This is a genomic window from Orbaceae bacterium lpD04 (assembly GCA_036251935.1).
In the GTDB taxonomy this organism is placed as follows: Bacteria; Pseudomonadota; Gammaproteobacteria; order Enterobacterales; family Orbaceae; genus Orbus; species Orbus wheelerorum.
This window is the reverse complement of record CP133967.1, coordinates 517,215-530,785: the sequence shown is the minus strand read 5'-3', so window position 1 is coordinate 530,785 and position 13,571 is coordinate 517,215. Positions and strand designations below refer to the sequence as shown.

Here is a 13,571-nt window from a genome sequence, read left to right as displayed (position 1 = left end):
TTAACCAACAAACTTGACTTTCACATCAGTAGTATTATTCGGATTGCTTATTGCGCCAGCCATCTGAATCACTGTTTTTATCATGGCCTCACCTTTTAGCTCGACATTAATGCATGGCTCATTTATTTCTTTTTGCATTACTTCTAATTTATCTATCATTGTAGACAATTTATTTCTTTTATTACCAATACATTCTGAAATCATAGATAAAATCAGTGAATTAACACTAGTTTCCTCATAATTAGAAAGTAGTATGACATCCTTATGAACTGCCTTAGGTAATCTAACAGTCAATCTACCACTAACATTTATGTCCTCATTAAACGATTGTGGATTAGGAAAATCTAATCCCATGTCATCAAAAATTTCTTTTGATGTTAAAATCGTATCTAATGCAAGCTCTCTCACATGCTCAAATGAATCTGAATATTCAATAACATCCGGTAACTCCGATATTCTCGCTACATATAAACGATCGCCATCAATCAACTCTAACCGTATTGATATGGTATACAGTTCAGGATTAAAGTTATTCATCTCTATTTAACTCCAGTAAATATACTTCATACTTCTCTAACAATCGAATTATATTGATAATGTAATTTTTTTTCATTGGTCTATTTGGATAGTGCCCACAATCAATGGAGAATGTTTTAAATTCGCCATTAGTTACCATACTTAATTCTTTAAATGAGAATATTTTATGTTGCTCCGATTTTCCATTTGTTATAGAAAATCCAATACTTTCCAAAAAGAATAATATGCCAGTTTTTCCATTACAAGAAATATTTGCCTTTCTTTTTTTTAGATATTCTATTTGTTTTTCTATCATACTATGACATTACCCGTAGTGTCACTATCTAAATTATAAGAATGCTTTAAAAAAATTGTAATTATCAAAGCAGATTAATTAAACATTGAGGTATACATAATTATACATAAAACAGATGATAATTAAATCTTTTTATCTCGTACTAACTGATCCTCGCCAAAAAAATAGACAAATGTCACCTCTATGATATAAATAAAAATCATAGGAGAACATATCATGGTCAAAAAATTCAGTACTGAGTTCAAACAACAATCAGTTGATTATGCCTTATCGAATGCTCATCTTTCGCTAGCCGATATTGCAAATCACCTTGGCATTGGTCAATCAACCCTTGATAGATGGGTAAGGCAAATCAATCCAGGTAAAACCAGTAAACGCGAGTTAACGGCTGAGCAGCAAAAAATTATCGCTCTAGAAAAAGAAAATAAAGAACTGAAAATGGCGAATGAAATCCTAAAAAAGGCGCATGTGTACTTCATCAACCATCCAAGTCGGTGAAGTACAAGTATATGAAACTGTATTTATCGTCGTATCCGGTACGTTTAACCTGTTGCCTATTAAACGTCAGCGTGCCCGGTTATTACGCTTGGTTAAAACGCACACCGAAATCACAGCCGCTGATTGATAACGTCAAGGCACTCTATTGGCGGCATAAAGCGCGTTTGGGTGCACCAAGCTTAGTACACGATATCCGAGATGAGGGCTATGATGTCTCAGAAAGAACAGTAAGTCGAGTATTACAAAAATTAGGCTTACGAAGTAAAGTCGCCCGTAAATTTAACTATCTAGCAGCGCCAAGCCTATCTCATGATGTAGCGCCAAATACATTAGATAGACAGTTTAATCCTGATAAACCGAATCGTGTTTGGGGGACCGATATCACGTATATCAAAACCGGTGAAGGCTGGCTATACCTTTGTGTGATTATTGATTTATTCGGGCGAAAAGTGATTGGACGACAAACGAGCTCGCGGATTGATAGGCACTTAGTCTGTAACACACTCAAAAATGCCTTATTCCGTCGTCAGTTTCCAAAGGGTGTATTACTTCACAGCGACCGAGGAAGCCAATATTGCAGTGCTGATTTTAAGCGATTATTGTTACAGTATGGACTTAGTCAAAGTATGAGTCGAGCAGGCAATTGTTGGGATAATGCGGTAGCTGAAAGTTTTTTTCATACATTAAAAACGCACATTATTCATGGTTGTGATTACAAAACTCGGGAGGATGCGAATAAAGCCCTCGTTCTGTTTTGAACGCGATCCAACGCTGTGCGATAGAATAAAAAGAATTATTTAAGGCTATTTGCTTTTGTTGCTCTAACTCTTTTTTATGTTCTTGGGGATCTATGCCTTGCTTTATTAACTCTCTTGCCTCATCACGTAACTTTCGCGCTTGTTGTAATGATATTTCGGGGTAATTACCAAAGGATAGCGTAGTCCTTTTGTTAGTGATCGGTTTATAGTATCTAAATTGCCATATTTTAGAATTAGTAATTTTTATTAATAACAACAATCCGCCACCGTCATATAAAGGGTAGTCTTTACTATCTGGCTTGCTACTTCTTATTTGTGTATCTGTTAATGGTGTGATTTTCTTTGCCATTTTCTCTACTTGGGACTATGAAAAGAACATTATAAAAATAATAGTCCTAAATATAGTCCTAAAAAGTTTGGTTGTAAATGGGCATTACTGCGCCTTAATGGGTGCTATTTTATTGTGATACGTTGATTTTATTGGGCTTGATGAGTGTTAATGGGGATTAATGATTATTATTGAATATTGAATTGGTGCGTGAGCGGGACTTGATATTACCCCATTAAACTATTGCAAACAATTAATCTCAATCTTAAATGTTGCTAAACATACCCCTATTTGTACCCCCATTATGAAAAGTCACTCTGATAAGGAGTATATTTATTAGCTGTAGAATGTCTACATATTTTTATAGTTTTAATTACCACCTTTAGTGGCATTTAATTATTTATATGGGGGACTGATTATTACCTTATTTGAATAGATGAAAGCCTTTTATATCAATCATTAGCAATGACCTAATTATCAAAAAAAAGTTTTCTAACCTGCGGTGATGTAAAAAGAGATATGCCGACGGTACGATAAATATAATCGGCTAGAGATTTGAACCGCCCCCATGCTATCCAGTGAAAAATAATTTCAATCAATATTTAAAACTTTGCGCGATTCTTGCTTGGGAGTTTTTTTTATCATACCCCCCATTAAAATAAAGTTTTATAAAAAAGTGTTCACGGTGTTCACTACCCGAATAAAGTCTTATTCCATAAGGATTAAAGCAGTTAACACTTTGATATTTACTATTCACATGTGTACACGCTAGGTATTCACTAAATAAAAAACCGCCATGTTAGGCGGTAAATAGTCTGTTTTTTATAACTCAATTTAAGTCACTAATTCGGCTCTTCTGCTCTGGGTAGCCAGTCTCGGCTTATCTCTAAATTTATTTCTAAATTAGTTTTTACGCCTGTATTTGTTCGTTTTTTAATGTATGCTTTTTTATTTTCATTGATAGCGTAATTCAATGACGTACCGAACTGTGTTAATGACAACGGATTATTAAGTCCTGTATTTCGCATATACTCAATGTAAGCATGGTATAAATATTTTTTTGGACTAAATGGAATAATGCCCAAATTACCAATAAACATACCATTAGGATAATCAAGCGTAGTAAGGTAGCTACAAAAATCGACTAGGTGGTCTGATTCGCGTTTGATTGCGGTTGCTTCCTCTGATTGTTGTTGATTATGTAATCGTTCTTTGGCATCAAAAGGGTTCTTAAACTCATTTAATAATAATCTTACTATCGAGGGTAACTCTTGCTCTATTTTGCTAACGAGGTTTAAATCGCGCTCTTGCTCTGGGATCACCTCACCAAAGTGAAAAATCACTCTACGCCTTGATATACCACCGTTACGCTCACTAAATCGCATCGCTTCGTTATTAATAACCAGTATCACCGCAGGAATTTTACAAGAATAGGGTTGCTTATGTTTGGGGTCGATAGCCACCTCGTCACCGCCCGTAATCGCCTTTAATCCGGCGCCACTGCCAACATAGCGCGGTTGGTCGGGTAGTATGATAAGGGAATGACCAACAACTAACGCTCTGTCTCTTGCCTTTTCTAGTGATTCCATCGTACCAATAACAGTATTATTCTTACCTGATAACTGGGTCGCGATTTCAGCAAAAACACTTTTACCGCTACCGCCTGCGCCTGTGACCTCTAAAAATAATTGCCAGTCGTGACGGTTAGCTAATATCATATAAAGCGCTGCGAGTATGCTCTTGGCTTTCTCTTGATTACCTGATGCGCGTTTTAGCCATTTAGTAAAGTTAGGCGCATGAGTTTCTAGTGATTCCTTTTCATTGGCAGGGTAATAATGAATATCATTGCTTACCATAAGCCAATCATGTTTATTATGCTGTCTAAATGTTTGCGTTTTAAGCTCATACACGCCATTTTTAAAGCAGATTAAATCTTTCTTTGATGTTCCCATTATAGGCAATGACAATCTTAATGATTCAACCGCTGAACTAATCCGCATAGGATTAAATGGCTCGCCTGACTTTGTGAATAAATCGGCTAAGGTTCGCATTAATACTTTATCGCTAATTGGTTGCCATGCATTATTTTGATAATAATAGATTTCATCGGTCATCATGTTAATCGCAAGATTATTATCATAATACTCATTTAGTAACTCGGCTCGCTGACTTGATGCCATTTGAGAGAGATTCATATTAGATAAATCTTTTTTAATGTTAGCTTTTGTTAAGGTTTGAAGTACGGATTTTATTTGTTCTGGTTGCGACTGTATGGCGATTTCTCGCATCACTTGACTAAATGCCTTGCGTGTTTCATCTATGCCGTACCGTGTCGCGTAATCATTCCAATCACACTTATAATCCGTATCAGGTATTGAATAATAACCGCCCACACATTCAAGGGCTTTGATTGCTTTCTCTAATCCAGTATTAACATTATTACCGATATCATTATCCGCGCCGATGATAATTTTAGCGGCTTTATTAACTTCGCGAATTACCTTAGCAGCATGAATCAAATTGCCAGCATCTAACGCGATAATGATTAACTTATCTTGATTAAATTGATGTAGTGTTAAACCAGTAGCTAATCCCTCGCAAATAACAATATCGGCAGTGCTTTTCAGATGCGGAGTTATGTCCTCGGCTGATGTGAGCAATTTCTCATATATCGCAATAAATGAGCCTTTCTTATTCGTCCCTTTCATTAACTGCTTATTGCCGTTTGCCTCGATAAACTGCGCGCCTGTATACTCGCCTTGTATGTTAATCAGTGGAGCAATAATCTTGCCTCCGTCTAACAACGGTAAATCAAAGGTTAATCCTTTCTTGGTCAGATATTCCGATTGCCCTAACTTAGATTGTGATAATAGATACTCAACCTTTTTAGATATGGGATTGTCACACATGTTATTAACTGCCGTTTTCTCGGTAGTTTTAGGGTAATTAACATTTAAATTTAGACACTCAGCAACTTTAGTAATCGCCTCTTTAGCGGTACAGCGATAAACACGCTCAATTAAATTAATTCCGTCACCTGCACCACACTGGTTACAAATAAAATCGCCTTTGCCGTTCTTGTCATCGTATCTAAATCTATCCTTGCCACCACACAAGGGGCAAGGTTTATGCTTATCTTTCGGGAAAACGTCAAGATTAATGGCTTGATAGATAGTATCCCACTTACCGATTGACTGGCTCATAATGTCGTTAAATACCATTATCAACCTCACTTTTGATTAATGCCTTGATAAATTCATTAAAATAACCTTCGATAAATTCGATACCCATTAGCGATAAACTCACAGCCCTAAGTTTTACTGTTTCGGCCGTTGATTCATAATCTAACATGTCAGAGTAAAAATTAATAATAATGAGTTCCGCTTGTTCGTGTTGTTCTTCCTTTGTTACGTCCTCAACGTCAAAAATTAAAAAATGGCTCAATTCGTCACGAGTTAAAAATAACGGTCTGCCGTCTTTGTAATAAGTTGTTGAGCCGAACTTACCCACGCAATGATTAAGGATTGCCCTAACGGTTCGTGCTCTTAATATTTCTATCATGTCTTGCTTAGTCATTTTTTCCCGTCCTTGCACTCTACTTCTTATTTGAGTAATGTTTTAGACTCTGCGATTAAGTCAGATAGTGCGCCTAACGTATCCGATCTTAATTCTCGATTAATTGGTGTATTAGAATCACAATCGCCTATTAAAAGCGTGATAATCACGTTAGCTTGAGATAATTTATAATTAATTACATCGATAGCAGTCATGGAAATATTAGCCATTATTAGCATCACCTTTTATCTCGATTTTTTGTAAATCATCGTATGCTTTATTTATTAAATCCGTGATAGCCCACAATAAGTTGCCCATATTATTGTGAGTAATAAAAGGCTCGTCATACCCCATAGATTTATAGTTATGATTATCTAGCGCGATATTAGCCATGCTTTGAGCCTGTAATAATGCGGACTCAATATCGCCAATTAATTTAAAATTATCATTTCCCATGATTAACCCCCATTGCTAAAGGTTTACGGGATATAAATGTAAGATTTATATTACTTAAGTTTTGCCTTGCTTGTTGGTCGGTTATTGCAATAGTTCGGACTAATTGAGACGTTAAGCCGTTGTAGAATGTAAATAGTTTTGATTGTTCAACGCGTAGGTGTGCGCTATCATAGCGGTTAGCCATAATCATTACCTCTGTTAATGGTTGGGTTAGATCCCTCGATAGTGTTGACGCACTTCGGGGGATTGCTTTTTTAAGGTAATAGCCGATATAATGGTAACTACCTTTTAAATTTAATCTATCATATCGGTAACTACCAATGCAAGATAAAAAAGAAAAAAAGTTTTTTGAACGATCTAATAGCACAACAAAACATATCCGCTTTGAAGATGATTTACTTGAACAAATTGAACAACTCGCAAAGAAAGAAAATAATAATTTCTCTGCTTGGGTAAAGAATGCTTGTCGCGAAAAGTTAGCTAAATCGGCTAAATAATTCCCTTTTTTATGGACACAAGAAACTATTTTATTATCCTTTTTTATGGACGTGCGAAACTCATTCCCTAATATGTCCGAAAACTCATTATCAACCTTTCCTATTTTGGTAAATACTTTACTAATTCGGGTAAGGTTTATTACTTTGTTGCTAATTCGGTGATAGTCCTTAGCCTCACGCGCGCGCGTTGTGATATCAATAAAACCTTGGTTGCTTGCCAAAGAGAAAATTTTCCTTTCTTGGTGAGCATGGTTATAAGTCGCCTTTTCGGTGGCAACCAGCGTGGCGACCTCTTTTTTGGTAACCAGTAATAAAAGAATTATATCCGTGGATACCTGACTGGATACCAATTTAAAAAGCCTGTTTTCAGTGCGTACTTGACTGCGTACCAATTTAAATAGCGCGCTAATCCTAGCCCTAATCTCACCCTTAAGTATTACCGTAATCTTACCGTTATCAAGTGCGGTAACAGGTGCGAAATTAACTACGCTTAAACCTTTTATGCTACTGGCTTGTAGTGTGGTAAATGGTGCGGTTATTATCATTACGCCACCTGTGCCATATGACGGATTAAATAAGCATGGGATAGCTTTATTAGCTCTGCTTTTCTCTGGTGATAATCATAACCAATATTAATCAATGTTATGTTTGAGTTCTCAAGGTATGCGATATGGCTTAATTCAAATTCGCTTAGATGGTCGCGCACATTACCAGTAAGATTATTGGCTTTTTTGTATTTGCTTGATGTTGTACCTAATACAATGTGATTAATCATGTCAAATTCATTAGTAAAGATATGAGGCTTTGTCTCTTTGCCTTGCATGGCTCTTTGTAGTGTTAAAGCATCACGCATAGGACGGCTATAATCGGCAACCTCAATGCGTGCTTTCAAGCGCTTAAGCTCTTTCCTTTGGATAGCAGGGGCAATCTCTTTTAAATGTTCTTCGCATCTAATAAAGTATTTTCTAATAGCTCGTCCATGTTCGTTATTTTCAATCATGGCCAACTCTTTGGCCATGTTTAAAGTTAGGTGATAATCAATACTCCGACGGTCGCCACCTCTTGCCGTTTCCCATTTATCAGACTGTTTATTTTTTGTACTTTGATTCCTGTTTTTTGAGGAATCAAAAACTAAATAATCATCATCTTTAATAAAACCATATTTATTAATGCGTTCTTTTATCCATGTAGAAAAATCATTACCCACATTTAAACAAGCGTGTAATTGTTTCGCGCTAACCGTTTGTTGTAATTTGCCGTTAATTGTTGATTCTGTAACTGGTACTACACTGTTAAAACTATTCATTTTACTACCCTCAATCTGTTTATAAATCCCTCATAATCCTAAATTTAGGCAAGGGGATACCGTAAACGCATTTTTGCGCTTTGCTTTTAAATCAATGAATTACGCTACTTTTTTTGGGTACTGGTCGAGTATTCGAGTAATGTCCCAATCAGATAATAAGCATGGCTGATAGCTTAAAATGAGATTAATCACTTTTTGAGTATCTTCTTTACTGGCTAGGTAATATCGAAAGTGAGAGCCGATACCGTCCGTATTACTTTCGTCTACTCGTTTCAAGGTAATATTTAGCTTGCGCTCAAGTTCACTACAATAGTTGCGCCCACTTGATAGCCTACAAACGGTTAATATCTCGTTTTCTGTAATGCCATTGTTGCCCGTACAAGCAATTAAAAGATAAGCTCGAGGTTTTTTAGGTAGCTTTTTAGCGTCAGATTGACTATGATTATAACTGTCTAGTTTCCAATCTAAGCCCTTTACTATTTCGTGATATAAAGGGTTTCTTTTCATCATTAACCCCTTACCGCTTTTCTTGATTCTAACCAGTTTTCTACTTCATTCTTGATAAAAAACACTCTACGCCCTGACGGCTTGAATGGCCTTGGTGCTGATTTATCGCGGTTTAATAGATTGCGTAATGATTCGGGGCTTTTATAGCCTAACAAGTCCATTAGCTCTTTTTGAGGGATAATACTGTCTGATAAATTGCTTTGTTGATTCATTAAAAAATTCCTTTTAATAACATGCTGAATTAAATGAATTAAATAACAATGACAAAAACAACAATGGTTAATAATTAAGCTAATACAAATTAATTTGTATAGTAATTCTTGACTTAATACATTACAGACCGTAATAATATAACCAAAGTTATTATTTACACATTAAAGCCAAACGGCTTTTTTTGCTATCTAATATCTTTTGACTAGGTGGTTTATTTTTTGAGTTCCCCAACGCGCAAAATAAACCGCCATAACCTACCAATTAAAAACCTCATTGATAGCAATCTCGATTAACCTGTATAAATAACCATGCCAACCAAATTAATAAGTATTGTATCAAATTATTATCACTTGGCAACATACAAATATACTCAGCAATCAAAATTAAGGCTTATTTTGAGCGATTTAAGAGGTTTTTTTTGATAACTGTTTATTAAACATTAAACTTAACAAACAATTTGTTTGAGTGCTTCTGAGGCGATTATAGCCTAGAGTGTGATTTATTTCTTTAATTATCAATTAGTTAATTTTTTATTGTTTTCCTACCTCTCAAATTTGTTTATTTTTCCTTAAATCTTGCGAATTAATTCAGGATTCGAAAACAATAGGCACTATATATCATATCTTTTAACTATTTGCTTATTCCTTAACCAATTAAATTCGTGAAAAACTACATATAATAGTAATTGATAAGAATAATCAACAATTTTTGTATTAAGCAATCTTAATTTAGGTATAAAAAAAGCCACATAAGTGGCGATTACTGTATTAATAATACTGTGCAATTTTACATAGTTTTGACTGACCAAAGAAAAGGCGCATTACTATAAAATACGCCCGATAATCACTTATCAATTTAGTAAATACGATTAATCTTCAATAAATGGCTCATATTTAAATTCGATATTAATTTTGGCATTTTCAATATCAACGGTCACAATACAACCTGTCCAAACGGGATTACCATTAGTAAGATTATTATCTAAGGTGTATTGTCTTAATCTCACTAAGGCCTTTCTTAAATCCGTGGTTGCTCTACCTAAAGGCTCGTATTCGGATTCTTGATCCTTAATAGATATATAATTGAATTCATATTCACAAACATCACCTTCGGGCCAGAGATTCGCAATCATAATGATCTTCTTAGCATCTTCTGGACCAGAAGCTACTAAAATTTGCCCAATTTGGTTATATAAATCTTGGTTATTATTTTGCATTTTTTATTTTCCTCCTGCGGCATTTTCAAAATCAAGATATTTTGTTTTACCGTCAATAACATATTTAACTTTAAAACTATCAGGCCTTAGATTTGTACCCTCATATAACGGCTCAATCTTAACGTTAACCGTTTTTCCATCTTGTAATGCTTTAGCCCATGTATTTTCCATCTGCTTCCATGCACCGCGGTTAAGATTCGAATTCATCGGGAGCATATTAATTTTTTCACCTGAGCCATTAAATATTGCAGCAATTAAATGACCGCCTTCGTCGCCCTCAATCCCTTGTTTACCTGCTTTTAATTGCCGGTAAGTATTCCTGTCTAATGTCTCAAGTTTAAGTTCGGCCTCAACTTGTTTTAGCCGTCCAATATCATCAGTGTGAAATATTTTATTGCCATCAACTTTATATATTTTATTTGGTTCTGGATTGTTTAGAGCTTTATTCCAATTTCCTTTACCGCCTGATTGGGTCTCAATAGTAACAACTTCAAGTTTATAATGAACTTTAGTTTTAACATCGGTTACCATTCGCTTAATTCTAGCATATTTTAATGCACGTAATGAATGGGAGAAAGGTTCGACTAATGCGCCTAGGAGTAAACCCTCTAATGCGTTTTTTAATCGTCCCTCTGCTGCGCTATCATCAGGTTTAGCCTGCAAATATTCAGTGATATCATTTCTCAAGTAAGGAAATTCTTGAATTAAATTTGATAACCTTTCTTCATGTGGCGCAAAGACAGCAAAATCAGCAACACCACCCGCAATCATACCTCTAGTTAGCGTCCCCATTTTTTTTAGCGGCTTGATAATTTTAAGTGCTCTTGAGGTGGGAAGAAAACCCACTAAAAACTGGCTAACACCATGAGCAAGCGCACCAGCCACCGTTTCGGCTTCGGGCACTTTCCCAAATTGGATAGGGTTGGGTGGGCTTTCGCCTTCAGGTGCTTTTTCAAATTTGGCAGAGCTAAATTGTCCCTCATTAAAATCGACTTTAATCGCCTGACTAAATGGTGAAATATCCCAAAGTAAATCCGTTACCGACTGCCCAGCATCAACGATACCACCCCATATTTGTAACGGCACATCATAGTACCATGGGCGATACTCTTGTTTTTTATCAAACACAATATCCACATATTGCGCGTTAACTGGTAAATCAACATACGCATAGCCGTTGCCGTCTAAAGTGCCTTGATTAACAATTTCCCGACTACCGTTATTAAATAGGGTAAACGGTTGATTAGGCAAATCTTTAACGGTGATTTCAATCCAATTATCTTCATTGCCATACCTTGCAAGTTCACAGGTTTTTACTTCTTCTGGGGTTAATCTACGCGCGATTTTATTACTAGGCAGCTTTAGAAAGTTATTTTCTGGTGCCATCATTCCCGAACAGTGGTCAACTGGCATATCAATAAGGATAGCTCGCTGCGATGTTAGTGCGTCTTTGAGTGCCTGACTAAATTTAATATCATCTTTGTTATAGGTATTTGTGCCGTAATATAAGCCGAGCTTTTCGAGAGTGGGATAAAGGTTTTTACACTGGTCTTGATTCTTAACACAGTATTTAATCACGTCGTCCATTTCATTGCTGTAGCGATAACGGACAGGTTTCAATTGAGTATAATCAACAATACTTCGAGGGACTATAGAGCTGTGAGGGAAAAGCGAATTATCATCAATCGGTTTTTGTAATTCTTGCCACTGCCTTGTGGTCATTAATAGATAATATTTCATCAGTATTTATTATTATGTGTTATTTTGTTTTAATAACGATAATCGAATTTGTAATATCATGCAAGGTTTGATTGCGGTAATTTAATCTAATGGATAAGTCTCGTTTAACCCCCTAACGTGTCCAATAATTAAGTTATAACCTTACCGCATATATTATCAACATATACACGCGCGACACTCCAGTAAGCATCTTCAATATTAGCTAGTTTATTGCGCTCTATTTCATAGCGTTTATGGCTCATTCCTTTAGGTTTAGGGAAACAGTAAGCATTATTGAAAAGGTCGTTATATTCGCTATCTGTGCTTTTAAATAACCTGTCTCGCTTAATAATTATCTTGCGTCTTAATCTATCCATTTGATTCTCGCTTTGGCTAGGGTGATGAAGATTAAAGCATTTACGGCAAGCGATTTGCTGATTGGTAAAATAAAGAGTTCCGCGCCTAGTTTGGCAATGAGGGCAAATAAACCAGTAACGCGAACCGTAGGATACGGCTGAATCGTCTATCCTGCCTTGTAATGTTCTGCCATTAGGTAGAATATAAGTGATTGCGTAGTCTTTTACTTGTGCGGTTAGCTTTTTGTTACCACTGTTAATTATATACTGTAACGGGCTTTTAACGAGCGTTTTAAGATGCTTTGTACTGATCCTTGATACTTCACTTGTATAGTTTCGCGTGTTAGGTCTAACCATTATTATTTTCCCAATACGAAATCATTTGATTATTTTAACATTATATACGATTAACTTTAACTTCCGCCATTGGTGTAAGTTGGTTATTTCTACAATCACCGCTTACCAAAGTAAACGATATTCTTTAATCATCTTCAAATAGCGCGGATAACGGTTTATTAAAATCGACCCTTACATGGTTATTTTGCTCGACTTGTTGCTTGTCACTGTAACCATGATTCGCAAGCATTAACTTGGTGATTGTCGCGTTAAATTCACCTGATAAGCCTTTATTGATTAGCTCGTTTTCTTGGATAGCTTTCACTGTTTCCAGTAAGTCGCTAAATTCTTCCGATTCATGGGCGTAATTGTATAAGCTCGAACGCGAACAACCAATATATAGCGATAGTCCACTAATAGACGGTATTAATCCTCCGTTTTCCTTGTAGCCATGATTAACGTATTCATTTGCTTTTTTTAACCTCGTATCAAGGTTACTTTTTCGTCCTGTCATACCTCTAGCCTTTGTTATCAATCGATGCACGTTTTAGTGCCTCGCTTAAACTTTGTACAACATCAAATTGTGACAATTATTATGTAACTTATTCTACTACAAAAGAATTGTAGTTCAATTATTAACCATTGAGATAATACCAATAGTTTAAGGCAATATCATGCCTCACTTAAATATGTAACTATCCCATAATTAAAGCAACATTTATATGGTTTTTAGGCTGCTATTTGAAATGTACCCCTTTTAATAGTTCACCCATAGCAATAACAATTTATCTCTATGATTTTAATGAAATCTGTCACAAGGTCGGATTTGAAATCCGAGCTAAATATAATCATGCTGACCAACGAAAAGAGTACCGGGATCAACTGAAAAATCTAACTCATTGATTTATAATTAAAGCTTATTTTTGCATTTTATTAAATTACTTTTATTTCAAATAGTTAAACTAGGATATAACCAGTTATTTATTAGTGAACA

The 13,571-nt window shown here is 35.6% G+C and carries 17 protein-coding genes and 1 pseudogene; 3 read left to right on the top strand and 15 right to left on the bottom strand.

What is annotated here, in order from left to right:
* Nucleotides 1-537, bottom strand: coding sequence for a hypothetical protein (locus RHO14_02385; protein ID WVD71655.1), 537 nt, complete (start codon nt 535-537; stop codon nt 1-3).
* Nucleotides 530-832: a hypothetical protein gene (locus tag RHO14_02380; protein WVD71654.1), complete on the bottom strand. Its 303-nt coding sequence runs from the start codon at nt 830-832 to the stop codon at nt 530-532. Before RHO14_02380 ends, RHO14_02385 begins: the two co-directional genes overlap by 8 nt.
* 216 nt (nt 833-1,048) lie before the next feature.
* Between RHO14_02380 and RHO14_02375 the strand changes: the two are divergent.
* A pseudogene (locus tag RHO14_02375) lies at nt 1,049-1,309 on the top strand (transposase).
* A gap of 32 nt (nt 1,310-1,341) precedes the next feature.
* Nucleotides 1,342-2,088, top strand: a complete 747-nt coding sequence (locus RHO14_02370; protein ID WVD71653.1) for an IS3 family transposase — start codon at nt 1,342-1,344, stop codon at nt 2,086-2,088.
* Here RHO14_02370 and RHO14_02365 read toward each other — a convergent pair.
* The 6 genes from RHO14_02365 to RHO14_02340 form a co-directional block, all read right to left on the bottom strand.
* Nucleotides 2,027-2,437, bottom strand: coding sequence for an integrase arm-type DNA-binding domain-containing protein (locus RHO14_02365; protein WVD71652.1), 411 nt, complete (start codon nt 2,435-2,437; stop codon nt 2,027-2,029). The genes RHO14_02370 and RHO14_02365 overlap by 62 nt on opposite strands.
* An 821-nt stretch (nt 2,438-3,258) precedes the next feature.
* Nucleotides 3,259-5,637 carry a primase-like DNA-binding domain-containing protein gene (locus RHO14_02360; protein WVD71651.1) on the bottom strand — a complete coding sequence of 793 codons (2,379 nt, stop codon included), beginning with the start codon at nt 5,635-5,637 and terminating at the stop codon, nt 3,259-3,261.
* Nucleotides 5,627-5,992 carry a hypothetical protein gene (locus RHO14_02355; protein ID WVD71650.1) on the bottom strand — a complete coding sequence of 122 codons (366 nt, stop codon included), beginning with the start codon at nt 5,990-5,992 and terminating at the stop codon, nt 5,627-5,629. Before RHO14_02355 ends, RHO14_02360 begins: the two co-directional genes overlap by 11 nt.
* A 26-nt stretch (nt 5,993-6,018) precedes the next feature.
* The gene (locus tag RHO14_02350) at nt 6,019-6,201 is read right to left on the bottom strand and encodes a hypothetical protein (GenBank protein WVD71649.1); all 183 of its coding nucleotides are present in this window, start codon (nt 6,199-6,201) and stop codon (nt 6,019-6,021) included.
* Complete coding sequence (locus tag RHO14_02345; protein ID WVD71648.1) at nt 6,194-6,427, bottom strand: hypothetical protein; 234 nt, start codon at nt 6,425-6,427, stop codon at nt 6,194-6,196. Before RHO14_02345 ends, RHO14_02350 begins: the two co-directional genes overlap by 8 nt.
* Nucleotides 6,417-6,611 carry a hypothetical protein gene (locus RHO14_02340; GenBank protein WVD71647.1) on the bottom strand — a complete coding sequence of 65 codons (195 nt, stop codon included), beginning with the start codon at nt 6,609-6,611 and terminating at the stop codon, nt 6,417-6,419. The genes RHO14_02345 and RHO14_02340 overlap by 11 nt, the downstream gene beginning before the upstream one ends.
* 136 nt (nt 6,612-6,747) lie before the next feature.
* Here RHO14_02340 and RHO14_02335 point away from each other — a divergent pair, with 136 nt between their 5' ends.
* Nucleotides 6,748-6,924, top strand: a complete 177-nt coding sequence (locus tag RHO14_02335) for a YlcI/YnfO family protein (protein ID WVD71646.1) — start codon at nt 6,748-6,750, stop codon at nt 6,922-6,924.
* Nucleotides 6,925-7,468: 544 nt separating this feature from the next.
* Here RHO14_02335 and RHO14_02330 read toward each other — a convergent pair.
* The 7 genes from RHO14_02330 to RHO14_02300 all read right to left on the bottom strand — a co-directional run bounded on the left by RHO14_02330 (nt 7,469) and on the right by RHO14_02300 (nt 13,091).
* Nucleotides 7,469-8,230: an antA/AntB antirepressor family protein gene (locus tag RHO14_02330; GenBank protein WVD71645.1), complete on the bottom strand. Its 762-nt coding sequence runs from the start codon at nt 8,228-8,230 to the stop codon at nt 7,469-7,471.
* Between the two features lie 99 nt (nt 8,231-8,329).
* Nucleotides 8,330-8,740 carry a hypothetical protein gene (locus RHO14_02325; protein ID WVD71644.1) on the bottom strand — a complete coding sequence of 137 codons (411 nt, stop codon included), beginning with the start codon at nt 8,738-8,740 and terminating at the stop codon, nt 8,330-8,332.
* On the bottom strand, nt 8,740-8,949 hold the full coding sequence (locus tag RHO14_02320) for a hypothetical protein (protein WVD71643.1): 210 nt from the start codon (nt 8,947-8,949) through the stop codon (nt 8,740-8,742). The genes RHO14_02325 and RHO14_02320 overlap by 1 nt, the downstream gene beginning before the upstream one ends.
* 869 nt (nt 8,950-9,818) lie before the next feature.
* Nucleotides 9,819-10,166 carry a hypothetical protein gene (locus RHO14_02315; protein ID WVD71642.1) on the bottom strand — a complete coding sequence of 116 codons (348 nt, stop codon included), beginning with the start codon at nt 10,164-10,166 and terminating at the stop codon, nt 9,819-9,821.
* A 3-nt stretch (nt 10,167-10,169) separates the two neighbouring features.
* Entirely contained in the window at nt 10,170-11,906 is a 1,737-nt protein-coding gene (locus RHO14_02310; protein ID WVD71641.1) for a DNA/RNA non-specific endonuclease, read from the bottom strand.
* 128 nt (nt 11,907-12,034) lie between these two features.
* Complete coding sequence (locus RHO14_02305) at nt 12,035-12,598, bottom strand: hypothetical protein (GenBank protein WVD71640.1); 564 nt, start codon at nt 12,596-12,598, stop codon at nt 12,035-12,037.
* Between the two features lie 124 nt (nt 12,599-12,722).
* Nucleotides 12,723-13,091: a terminase small subunit gene (locus tag RHO14_02300; GenBank protein WVD71639.1), complete on the bottom strand. Its 369-nt coding sequence runs from the start codon at nt 13,089-13,091 to the stop codon at nt 12,723-12,725.
* Nucleotides 13,092-13,571 lie beyond the last annotated feature (480 nt).